The 11,287-nt window shown below is 66.1% G+C and carries 12 protein-coding genes; 3 read left to right on the plus strand and 9 right to left on the minus strand.

Features of this window, described 5'->3' with window-relative positions; genetic code table 11:
* Positions 1-107 precede the first annotated feature (107 nt).
* A complete protein-coding gene (locus HII36_RS49425) occupies positions 108-554 on the plus strand; it encodes a helix-turn-helix domain-containing protein (RefSeq protein ID WP_173530346.1) in 447 nt (148 codons plus the stop codon).
* On the opposite strand, the gene HII36_RS49430 is transcribed toward HII36_RS49425, so the two are convergent.
* From HII36_RS49430 to HII36_RS49455, 6 genes are all read right to left on the minus strand, one after another.
* Positions 551-1,651, minus strand: coding sequence for an AfsR/SARP family transcriptional regulator (locus HII36_RS49430; protein ID WP_173530347.1), 1,101 nt, complete (start codon positions 1,649-1,651; stop codon positions 551-553). The genes HII36_RS49425 and HII36_RS49430 overlap by 4 nt on opposite strands.
* A gap of 758 nt (positions 1,652-2,409) precedes the next feature.
* On the minus strand, positions 2,410-2,820 hold the full coding sequence (locus tag HII36_RS49435; RefSeq protein ID WP_236004869.1) for an SSI family serine proteinase inhibitor: 411 nt from the start codon (positions 2,818-2,820) through the stop codon (positions 2,410-2,412).
* A 996-nt stretch (positions 2,821-3,816) separates the two neighbouring features.
* Complete coding sequence (locus tag HII36_RS49440; protein ID WP_173530349.1) at positions 3,817-4,140, minus strand: hypothetical protein; 324 nt, start codon at positions 4,138-4,140, stop codon at positions 3,817-3,819.
* A gap of 42 nt (positions 4,141-4,182) precedes the next feature.
* The gene (locus HII36_RS49445) at positions 4,183-4,461 is read right to left on the minus strand and encodes a hypothetical protein (RefSeq protein WP_173530350.1); all 279 of its coding nucleotides are present in this window, start codon (positions 4,459-4,461) and stop codon (positions 4,183-4,185) included.
* A gap of 301 nt (positions 4,462-4,762) precedes the next feature.
* Positions 4,763-4,966, minus strand: a complete 204-nt coding sequence (locus HII36_RS49450) for a hypothetical protein (protein WP_173530351.1) — start codon at positions 4,964-4,966, stop codon at positions 4,763-4,765.
* A 108-nt stretch (positions 4,967-5,074) separates the two neighbouring features.
* Positions 5,075-5,407, minus strand: a complete 333-nt coding sequence (locus HII36_RS49455) for a hypothetical protein (RefSeq protein ID WP_173530352.1) — start codon at positions 5,405-5,407, stop codon at positions 5,075-5,077.
* Positions 5,408-5,524: 117 nt separating this feature from the next.
* Between HII36_RS49455 and HII36_RS49460 the strand changes: the two genes are divergently transcribed.
* Positions 5,525-6,781: a transcriptional regulator gene (locus HII36_RS49460; protein ID WP_173530353.1), complete on the plus strand. Its 1,257-nt coding sequence runs from the start codon at positions 5,525-5,527 to the stop codon at positions 6,779-6,781.
* A 782-nt stretch (positions 6,782-7,563) separates the two neighbouring features.
* Positions 7,564-8,142 carry a hypothetical protein gene (locus HII36_RS49465; protein ID WP_173530354.1) on the plus strand — a complete coding sequence of 193 codons (579 nt, stop codon included), beginning with the start codon at positions 7,564-7,566 and terminating at the stop codon, positions 8,140-8,142.
* Between the two features lie 164 nt (positions 8,143-8,306).
* On the opposite strand, the gene HII36_RS59410 is transcribed toward HII36_RS49465, so the two are convergent.
* From HII36_RS59410 to HII36_RS49480, 3 genes are all read right to left on the minus strand, one after another.
* A complete protein-coding gene (locus tag HII36_RS59410) occupies positions 8,307-8,834 on the minus strand; it encodes a DUF6624 domain-containing protein (RefSeq protein WP_407940896.1) in 528 nt (175 codons plus the stop codon).
* Between the two features lie 245 nt (positions 8,835-9,079).
* On the minus strand, positions 9,080-10,195 hold the full coding sequence (locus HII36_RS49475) for an alpha/beta fold hydrolase (RefSeq protein WP_173530356.1): 1,116 nt from the start codon (positions 10,193-10,195) through the stop codon (positions 9,080-9,082).
* A gap of 94 nt (positions 10,196-10,289) precedes the next feature.
* On the minus strand, positions 10,290-11,156 hold the full coding sequence (locus tag HII36_RS49480) for a GDP-mannose 4,6-dehydratase (RefSeq protein ID WP_328808246.1): 867 nt from the start codon (positions 11,154-11,156) through the stop codon (positions 10,290-10,292).
* Positions 11,157-11,287 lie beyond the last annotated feature (131 nt).

Genomic DNA, 11,287 nt, shown 5'->3' on the forward strand with positions numbered 1-11,287 from the left:
CACCCAGACTGGAGCCCCTTCCACAAGCCCGCCTAACGTCCGCCGAACCCCGAACACGGGGCCACCCGCGCGCCACCACACGCGCAACGAAAGGGGGACGTCAACGCATGTCCGGCACCGGATACCAGACACTTCTCGACTGCCGCCGCCGCAGCCGATACCTACGCCGGCACGGCTTCACCACCGACCAGATCGCCGTCATCCTCGCCCTCGACCACCCCGCCACCCCACTACGCCTCTACCGATACGCCACCGGACTCACCGCCGCACAGACCATCGACGCCTTCCACCACCTCGCTGGCACCAACGGCGCGGGACTGCGTGAGTCCCGCCTATACGACTACGAGAACTGGCCGCAAGCAGGCCGACGCCCCTCCGCCTTCACCCTGCGCCTGCTGGCCCGCATCTACGGCACCCAGCCCACCTACCTGCTCACGGCCGACACGCTGGCCACTTACTCGATGCGCGACCAGCACACCCTCCGTCAAGATCGGTCTGGCGCCGTCAGCGCCGTGAGGATGGCACTACCTCCTCTGCCGTTCGTGGTCGATTAGTGGAGAAACCGCTCACACACCTGGCGCACTTCGCTGCTCGGTGTCACGTCGATCTCCGCCAAGCGCTCCTTCAACAACCCGAACGAGCGCCGCACGGCTGAGGTCCGGCCGAGTTCTCCCTGAATCTTCATGAGCTGGCACCACAACAGCTCGCTGCACGGATCGATGCGTTCCACTGCCAGCTGCAAGACGTCGACCGCCCGATCCGGATCATCGGACCGCACCAGCGCGGCCAACCGCTCAACGGCATTCACCGCCTGTCGCTGAGCTGCCTGTCGCAACGGCAGAATCCACACATCCTCACGCCCATCCAGCAACGGCCCCCGATACAAGCCCAGCATCTCCTGCAACGCGGCAACCCGCGCCGGTTCTCCCTCCACGGTGCCCGTACACACGAACGCTTCCTCGAACCGCCAGAAGTCCACATCGAAATAGGCGGCCGCCAACTGCCGCCGCTGCCGCACCTTCACTACGAACTTCACCTCCGTCCCAAGACCACAGGCGTGCCGCGTCACCTGGTTGAGCTGCCGGACCGCCGACTCCAGCAGACGAGCGCCACGCTCACCATCACCCGGCCACAACGTGTCGATGATGCCCTGCACCGAGACGCCCTCCCGTGACGTCGACAGCAGCGCGAACAGATCGGACGCCTCCGCACGACCGAAGGAGACCTCTACCCCGCCATACGACAACCGCGGAGTCCCCAGCACCTCGGCCTTGGCCTTTCCCTTCGCCGCCACGAACCCGGACACCGTCAACACCGCGCAATGAGGAGCCGATCCCGCATCCTCCGTGCCAACGACGTCCCTCCCGCCGGTGTCTGCCTCGGCCCTGCCCGGCCCAGGCGCGACTTCCACCTCGCTTTCGGCCTCCTCGGCACGGCAGTCACCAGCAACGAACCCCGACACGGCAGGCGCGATCACAGGCGCCTCCGCGGGGACCGCAGCCACCGGGCCTCCGTTTCCCCCACCATCAGCCCGTTCCCCGACAAGCCCGCCCGTTGAGTCCGTAACTGCCAAGCCCGGTCGAAAGCGACGAACGATCAGCACAGCACCCAGCAGCATGACCATCAGCCCGAACATCAGCGCAGCACCCAACGGCCCCCGCATATCCGACGCAGTCCCCATCCGCTCGGCCGTCGCATCACTTCTTCTGCCAGTCTCCGCAGGCGAAGGAGACGACGGCGATGACGCAGATGACGGAGTGGGCAACGGCGGAGAGATTCCGCCAACCTCGGCATCACGCCACAGCCGGCGATAGCCGTTGAGACGATCTCTTCGATGATCGACGTGATTGACGTCGTCGCTTCGGCCCAAGGCGGACTTCGACGGCCGATCCTCCCGCGTAGCCGCCTCCCGCTGCCTCTCTTCCCCTCGACGGGTACTCGCCACGACCGGTGGCCTGGACGGCTTCTTTGTGGAGACCGGGGCTTCCGGAGTCGAGCGCACTCTCGGCCTCGCAGACGGGGCCGCCTTCCCCGGCACACGCCGGGACTCCGCCAGCCGCTTTCCGAAGTCAAGTGGCCGCCCCGCTGCCGCGTCCCCGTATATCAGCGCGCACCACTTCTCCATGTCGAACATCTGGCGCGCTTGCTCAGAGGCCGTCGGACAATACGGCTCAGCATGAGCCAAAGCCATACCTGAGCCGTCCAGCAAAGCCGCCATAAAGACGCTCGTGACGAGAACCCGACTAAAAGAGCCGAACTTGTCGCTCTTCCAGTCGCGAGGAAGGCATTCCTGAATCACCAGGTACCTCCAAAGGGGTTGACCACGTCAACCGATCTACCACAACCCTTCTCACGCCATGCCACGGAAATAGAATGCAGTTTACAAAGACCCGAGAACGTGCACGCACGTCAACTGAAATCGAAGAGGATCCGGTCGAAAGCGAAAATAGGCCCGGTCTTGGCCGCGAGCAGGCAGGCGTTGGCAAAGGTCTTCTGCCACCCGATAATCCGCCCCCTCCACAGGCCGTTCATCGTCGCGGTGACCGGATCGCGCTTCTTGCTGCACGGGCGCGGGCTGACAGGAAGACGGTCGAAGTCTCCGTCAACGGCATCGATCGCCCCACACGCGGCCTCCCCGAACGGGTGCTGCTCGATCCGGCCCGGACACTGGATGCCTACTGCCTTCAGAGTGTCATTTCCGTTGGCCGAGATGGCGAGGAAGACCCCGTTCGGCCGGGCGGCTGCCTGCGCCGGGATTGCCGTGAGGACGAGGCCGGCACCCAGAGCAGCACTGGTGATCAGCAGGGGGAGGCGCATCATCACTCCAAACACCTCGATGACTTAAAGTAGTCATCAGACTACTGTAAGGAGTTGTCTCTTGCTCGGTATCCAACCAGTAAGCCTTCTGAGACGAGACGGCCCCTCGTCCGAGGCGGCCCCTTCCACTCAGCCGAACCCTGTCGAGAGCATGCATCCAAAGCCCAGCCCGACGGGCCACGGGAGGAGCGTCCCTCCATCAGGGGGCGTGGTCACCCGGCGGACCGCGTAAGAGGACAACGCCATGAATCATCAAGGGAAGATCAAAGCCCGCCGGACCCCCAGAGAGCCGCCCCTACGCTACGCACTGTAATGATCACGAGAGCCGGGGAGCTGAGATGCCCGAAAAGGGTGAACGACCACGCGGACGAGTGCGCGCCAGAACGCTGCTGCTGGCGGGCGGAGCCGCAGCCGCCGTCGCCGCCGCGGTAGCGATGAGCGGGACTGGCGCACTCGGCCCCGTCGGCCAGCACGACTCCACGCCGCAGGCCTTGGACGCTCTGCGAGACGGCACCGGCCATAATCTCCCCGCCTCTTCCCTGCCGCAGCGAAAGCCGAGCCTCTCATCCGCCTCAGCGACACCGGCATCGCTGGCGCTCCCCCACCAACACCCCGCAGGACGCAACGGCGGCGGCGATGCCGAACACGTGGGCGCGGCCAGAGTAGGCGCACGTGCGAATGAGCGGCCTGGTCGCCACGAACTCGTACGCCAACAGCGGCCGGCCCGTCCTGCCGCCGACCGTCGTTCTCTCCGATCGAACCCTCGAGGAAGGCACGCATCGAACGATCCCCGCCCGGCCCCCGGCACTTCCGGACGCGGTGCGTGGCCATCGCTGATCGACATGAAGTGGGATGAGTTGTTCCCCCCGCACAAACGCGAGTTCCGGCTGCGCAACATCGGATGCCGCCGTCTCTTGGGCTGATTGTCCCCATCCAGCACGCCGACGTTGGTCAGGTTGGCCGACAGGTACAGGTGCTCGGGAGGCGCTACGACAGGCATTAGACGGTGGCGAGAGCCTCATGGAACGCCTTCGCGTCAGCGTGATCAGGCCACCGATGGCATAGTTCGCCGTCGAGGGTGCGCAGCTCGCGCCGGATACGCGCTGAACTGGTCTGCGTAGCGGCGCCATGCGCTTCGTGCCCGAGATGCGCGGCGCGCGCGGGGTCATGCTCCGCCTGGATGACCACAACGGCCAGCTTCGCCGTGAGATGACCACGGTCGCGGACCAGCTTGGCCAGCAGCTTGTCGATCTGCCCCGACAGGATGCAGGTATAACTACAGTCCGTAGTTGAGAAGGAAGAGCTTACGGCTCCCAGGGCCACCTTTGGGGGAAGTAAGAGTCGGCCCAGGCATTGCTCCTTCAGCTACGCCGGAGCCCGGCAAGGGCGGGGCACGTGCTGGCGCATGGCGTCGGTGGAGGTCCAAGACCCTCGCTGGTCGAAGCAGTGGTGCCCCAAGGAGAGCTCGTTGAAGACCGCCTTGGCGTGCGGGAACACGCCTCTGGCGGCCTCCTGCTGCTTCTCACCCTCGCCGGTCCAGCGCAGGACGAGGTATTCGCCGCCCTCGCACGCGAGTTCGTACTCGCCACAGCACGAGGTGTCGATGGTCCGCAGACGTGGCCGCGTGGGATGTGCGGTTCCCACTCGTACACATTGATCACTCCCGAATGGCGCGGCGGGACCTGTGGGTGTGTTGGGGCTCACCGCCGCGCCTGCTCGAAGGGGCCGGGGTCCGCTGTCAGGAGGGACACGAACGCCAACGCGGACCCCGGCCCGGCCCAGCGACTGCGCTCGCCGGACGTCTGGGGAAGGGTGGCCCCGCCCACCTGGAGGAGGCAGGGCCGGAGACGCGGTGGCGGGACCGGTCGAATGGAAGCGCCACCGCGCCGTCTTCGGAGCCCCGGGATCGGAGAGGTCGTCGCCAGTCCTGGAGCTGTGCCATGGCCTAGATGGCCAGGCCGAGCTTGCGCCAGGCGGCGCCGGGCAGGCGGATGGTGCCGGCGTCGGGGTTGCTCATGTCGCACACCGCGAACGTGTCCTCGTGGTCGTTGATCGGCGCGTACGCCAGGGTGGTGCCGTCGACCTCCCCGAACAGGGACTCATCGAGGTCATACGCGTACAGGTCATCGACCTGCGTTCGGTCCTTCATCTGGTCTCCCTTATAGGCCCCGGGGTGGGGCTGGATTTGCCAGGACACGGCCTGGCTGGACCCCCGGCCCGCCGCCTGCAGCACCGGCAACCGGCGGGCCAGGGTGACCTATATCGGTCCGGTGCGGGACCGGCCCCCGTGGTGGAGGAGGGACGACTGCCAAGCGAGCGTGGCAGCGAGCGCGATCGGGTCGGCTTGCCTGACGCTCTGCACGATCCCGGCCGTCACCATCCAGACGGTGACCCTCTGGCGAAGGGAGGCCGTCCAGATGAACCGCCCGTACGCATCAGGTTCGTGGCGGATGTCCCACGCCGGATAGGTGTTGCTCAGCACCGAGAGCTGACGGGCCGTCCAGTCCAGCGAGGCCGCCGCCTCCGCGACCACGTGACGAACGTTGTCGGCTGAGACGCGGAGGAGAGCATGGAGCTCGGCGTCGGTCATCACTTCGCGGTTGTCTGTGTTTCGGTGCACGGATCCATCACAACGCTGCGTAACAGCAGGCGGTAGGAGAGGATAGAGGAGAGAAGCGGAGAGACCCCCAGCCCCGCGAGGTACGCCATGGGCAATGAGCGCAAGCCGCCGTCGACCTGGGCCGTGCGGTTGAAAGCCGAACGGGGCGCACGCTTCTGGTCGCAGAAGGAGATGGCGAAACGCCTCTTCGAGGCCGCGCCCGTCGAGGTCCAGGCGCATTTCCCGACGCGGGCATCGCTGATCCGAGAGATCCGCGATTGGGAGGCGGGAAGGTGGAAGCCGAGCGACATATACCGGCGGCTGTACAGCATCGCATTCAGCATCGACGAGGGTGACCTGTTCGCCGAGCCGCTCAAGCCGCCGCGTAAGAGCCCGGACGAGGTCCTCAAGGCGATCCTGCCTGGCGGCAACCCACTCGCACCTCTTGCTGCCAGGGTGGGCCGCCGCGTTGGTCAGAGCACCATCGAAGATCTAGCCGCCCGGGTCCACAGCTTGCGCCTTGCCGATGATGTCCTAGGAGGCGAAGACCTGATCGTGCCCGCGTTCCGCGAGCTGGACGCGGCGGTTCGCATCTACCGCGAGGCCACACACACGGAGGACGGCGGACGGAAGCTGCTCAGCGTCATCGGCGAGTTCGCCCAGATCGCCGGATGGGTAGCATCCGACGCCGGCCAGCACCGGCAGGCCGAGCAAGCGTACGGGCTCGGCATCGCGGCGGCCAAAGAGGCGGGAGACGCCGCGCTCGAATCAAATCTGGTCGGCTCACTCGCCTACCAGGTCACCAACGTGAGCGACGACTCGGGCAACGGCATCGCACTGGCCGAAGCGGCGGTGAAGGCCGCCGGGATGCACGCTCCCGCCCGCTCTCGCGCTCTCGCTTGGGACCGACTCGCGTGGGCTCATGCCCGGGACAACGATCCCCAAGCAGCGATGAGGGCGCTCGGGGAAGCAAGCACGGCCCTGGCCACCGATCACGGGCAGGAGGGGCCGTCCTACCTGTATTGGGTGGACCCGGGAGAACTTCAAGTCATGGAAGCCAGGGTATACACGGAACTGCGGCGCCCGCTCCGCGCGGTCCCACTGCTGACGGACGTGCTCGCCCGGTACGACACCACCCACACGAGGGAACTCGCGCTCTACCTGTCGTGGCTCGCCGTGGCGTTGACGGACGCCAACGAACCAGAGGCGGCGGCTCTCCAGGCGCGGCGAATGCTGGAGCTGTCGGCGGATGTCGCCAGCGACCGGACTCACGACCGCGCCCTCGTCGTCATCCGCAGGCTTGAGCCGTACGCCGATGTACCTCAAGTGCGGGCGCTGTTCGCAGACTTCCCGCTCGGCGCTTGAGCTAGCGTGAACGTGGTTCTACGCGTGAGGCGTTCCTCGTGACCGCTGGTGAGCGATGAACCCCGCCTCAGTGGGCGCGGGATGGGCCACCAGCTGGTACGGCGGGGCCGCGAGCCGGCGGTCGAGATCGGCCATGACCCGCTCGGGTCCGGCAGCCGTGGCCAGCATCCCCACGGGATGTCCGTTATTCGCACGTCGAAGGAGAGGTGTCGGGCACGTCTGCGGACGGTGCGATGAGCGGTTCAAAGCTCCACAGCGGCGATAAGCCGTCGGCGGTGACGGTGAGGACCGTCACCTCTACCGGAACGGCGGGACGCCCGGCCTTCAAAGTCGATGACCAGGTAGATATGGCGGGCAAAGGCGTTAGACATCGGCAGGCCCGTGCCGGGCTGCGTCCGATGCGGCTTCGGCACGGACTTCGCACAGCCACCGGGGTGAAGGCCTTCTGATAGCGCTCGCCGTTGTCGGCGTCATCGGTGTCGTTGGCGTCGGGGTTCGGCACCGGTTCGGGTCCGTCTACTGGTCGCCGCAACGGCCCGCACGGTTCGTAGGCCGGGATGGTGCCGGTGATGGCCGTCCCATTCGGCCACGGTCAGCCCGGCGGCGGCCAGGGACGTGTCGTGGGTGGCATCCACCAGCGTCCCGGCCGTCGATGAACACCTCGGCAGCCGAATGCACGTCTTCCCCGGAAGATCGTGGTGTTGCGCCAGGTCGTGTTACCTGGAGGCAGAGCCCGCGTTGCGGTTGTCCACGGAGGCATGTAAGTCACGCAATGGCTTTCCGTGATCACAACGAAGCTGATCGTTGATCTGACTGAAGACAAGGATACGGTTTGGTGCGACGATGAGTTGATGAGCATTAACGCTCCGACCGGCCGGCGGCCGCCGCTGACTCCTCGGATGAAGTTCGGGCTAAAGATGTCCGAGCGAGAGGCCGAGTTGCTCAAGATGCGGGCCGATTTCGACCGGCAGCGCACTAGGACCTTCCAGGAAACCGGCGTGCGGCAGAGCGGCAAGGAGTCCAAGGTCAGCCCGGAAGAGAAGGTGCTGCTCGCGGAACTGCGCGAGATCGCCGCCAAGCGCTCTAGAGTCCTGGCTCAAATCGCCGCAGAATTCGAAAAGCTCAAGCCCAAACAGGCCGAATTCGAGCGGGTCCGCGCGGCTGCCAGGTCGGCGGGCCGACGGAAGAAGTTGCCGGTCAGCGAGGCTGAGCAGAAGCTCCGAGATCGGATTGCTGCATTGCAGCGCGATCGGGCCTATGTGGACGGCTCGGTGTGGCATGACCGGGAGGCGGGCCGTTATGCCGACGCGGTCTGGGCCACCTGTCATGACCCGGAGACGTTCGACTCTAACGACTGGTGAACCTTCCCGCGGGACCGGCGGCGTGAGCAGCCGAACCGTGCTGGAGGAGCGGCCTTCCCCTGAGTGTGAACACTGATCTCACGCGGCTGCCTTCAAGTTATCTGTTGTCTTGTCAAAGTCGGGCTGGTGCATGGCCCCTGGCCGATCCTCGGATCGAAACACCGTCAGCCGTACGTCGCGCGGTGCATCCGGTCGTATTCGGCATGGGGACCCAGTCCCGCTCGGGCCCGCCGCTCGTCTAGATGATCCAGGTCCTCGACCGGTTGGAGTTCGAGCCGTCCCTCGCGCATCCCGTACTGGGTGCCGTAGACCTGCAACTGCCCGTCGGCGACACGAACCCGGTCGACGAGGTAGGCGTAATCTGCCCATGTCGCTTGGCCCGCCTTAGCGGCTTCCTCCAGCAGCGGCAGGCAACTGCGCTGGAAGGCGACATCGCGATCGGCGTGCTGAGCAAGCAGCCAAGCAGCGTGCGCAGCTTGTTCACCAACCAGGTCTCGTCCCGGCCAGCCATGCTGAGCGATCACACGCTTGAGGAACGCGGTGTTGCTCACGTCAACGGCGGTCAGGTGGGCGTGCTGCTCGTCCGTCCATGGGGTGTGCGGTGGTGCGCACGTGCGCGCTGCCTGATCTTGCTGCATGCGTTGCAGCAACTCGTCGCGAAGTTCTCCAGCGTGTATCGGTCGTTCCGCCATTTCCACGCCCCATCGTCGGTTCTGCTACCTGTATACGTTGTCTGGTTCCTGCGGCAGGAGCCCATCACAGATCAACTCACGGGAGATCGATTCGGGGCGGAGCAGTGCCTTGATGTCGGCGTGAAGCTCAGCGCGGCGTAGGCCAGCCACTCCGGCGACGCGATCATCATGACCTTGCCCGTCGACCACGTTGCCTTGAGGTGCAGCGGCACAAGCGTGCATCCGCGGCTAGACCGGCGGCTGCCCTATGTTTCGTGCGCCTTCGTCGATAGACCCTCCTGATCAGGCCGACTGCCCTGCCCTGCCGCCCGCACCTTGGCGCACATCTCGGTGACGGCCTCGGCAATCAGCTTGGGCTCATCGACCTGGATGTTGTGGGCGGCTCTCTCTGCGACGATCAGCGTCCCGTTGTCGGACAGGCCGGCCAGATCGGTCTGTATACGTTCCCAGACGCGGTTGTATCGCTCCGCCACGTCCGGCGGCCTGTTGGTGAAGTACTCGTGGTAGTAGGTTCCCGGGGCCGGGTGCGGGGCCTTGGAGATGACCGTCAGCGGCAAGTCGCCGAAGCGCCTACGTTCGGCTTCCAGGGCTTTGAGCACCCCTGTCCGGCCGAAATCCTCCATGACCTCGGCGCGGCGCTGCCCGCTGGTCAGCTCCAGCGCCAGGCCCAACTCCACCAGCTCTGCCGGGACTCGCTGCCGCATTCTGCGTAGTAGATCCGGCTCTTGCCCCCGCAGGATCGCCAGGCGCAGCCGTGCGCGAACGAGGCCGCAGGGCATGACGGCGGAGGTGAGAGCCCGCTGCCAGTGCCGCACAGGTCCATATTCCCACCAGCCGAATTCGTCGACCATGCAGGTCATGCGCTCGGAGGGCGCATCGACGAGCACCATTCCCGCGACCTGGTCGCGGTGGCGAGCCGCGTAGAAGCGCGCGATCTCTCCGCCCATCGAGTGACCTACGAGCAGGAACGGGCCCGGTTCCTCGGAAGCCTGCAGCACCTCGTGCAGCTCGTCGGCCAGCGCCGGGGACCCGCGCCACTGCCACCACGGGGCGGCCTGGCTCCAGCCGAGTCCCGCCCGATCGTACTGCCACACCCGCTGGCCGGGCGCCAGCCGCCGTCGCACGCTGACCCAGGCCAGGCCGTTGTCGGTCATGCCGGGCAGGATGACGACGGTCGGCCCCACCACGCCTTCCGCCCATACGTGGATACGGCGGCCATCGACGGTGATGAGTCGGCCGGGCGGGGGGAAGCGCCGGAAGTCCGCGCGCTCGGCCGCCTTCTGATAAGCAGCGCTCGTGGCTCCCGCTGCCGCGATGGCCGCGGAGGTCACAAGGGCGAGGGTGGTCCAGCGAGGTGTCATGTCGTCCCCTCCTGCTTCTCCTCATGCCCGCCCATGGCGGGCTCTCTGGGCTTCGACGGCCAGCGCGGGTCATCAAGGGTGATGCGGCCAAGCCTTAGCGCGACGACAAGGAGTGCCGTCGTGTCTGATGGCGAATCGTTTCTCGGATTCCCTCTTCCAGGTCCACGGTCGGCTCCCAGCCGAGCAATTCCCTGGCCGCCGAAATGTCAGGGCATCGCTGCTGGGGGTCGTCCTGCGGCCGGTCGATGAGGTGCACAGGTGAAGGTGACCGCGCCTCTCTCTTGATCAATTGGGCCAGAGTGGAGATCGTGATCTCGGTCGGATTGCCGATGTTCACGGGCCCGCTGTGATCACTGGCTGCGAGTGCGAGGATTCCCCGTACGGCGTCGTCGATGTAGCAGAAGGACCGTGTTTGGCTTCCGTCGCCTGCGACGGTGAGCGGGATGTGGGTGAGGGCCTGTTGGATGAAGGTGGGGATGACGCGTCCATCGTCAGCGCGCATGCGCGGGCCGTAGATGTTGAACAGGCGCACGATCGCCGTTTTGAGACCGCAGCTGGTGCGGTAGGCGGTGGTCAGTGCCTCGCTGAAGCGTTTGGCCTCGTCGTAGGCCGAGCGAGGGCCTATCGGGTTGACGTTGCCCCAGTAGCTTTCGCGTTGAGGATGTTGCTGCGGGTCACCGTAGACCTCGGACGTCGATGCCAGAACGAAGTGGGCTTGTGTGCGGCAGGCCAGGTCGAGCGCGTGTAAGGTGCCGAGGCTGCCGGCTTTCAACGTGTCGATCGGATGCCGCAGGAAGTCAGCGGGCGAAGCCGGGCACGCGAAGTGGAGCAGCAGGTCCACCTGACCGGAGATCATCAGTGGCTCTGTGACGTCGCTTTCGACTACGGCGAAGCCGGTGTGGGAGGTCAAGGCCGCGATGTTCGACGGGGTGCCCGTGCTGAAGTTGTCGACGCACACCACGCAGTACAGAGACTGAAAGTTTGGGGTGTCATGTCGATCTCGGGTTTGTGATCAGGCCGGTGTGTGCCAGGAAGGCGTCCAAGAGGTCAGGGCGATACTGCAGCTGCTTGAGGTGGCTGCGGATGATCGCG

It is taken from the genome of Nonomuraea antri (assembly GCF_013283785.1).
GTDB lineage: Bacteria > Actinomycetota > Actinomycetes > Streptosporangiales > Streptosporangiaceae > Nonomuraea > Nonomuraea antri.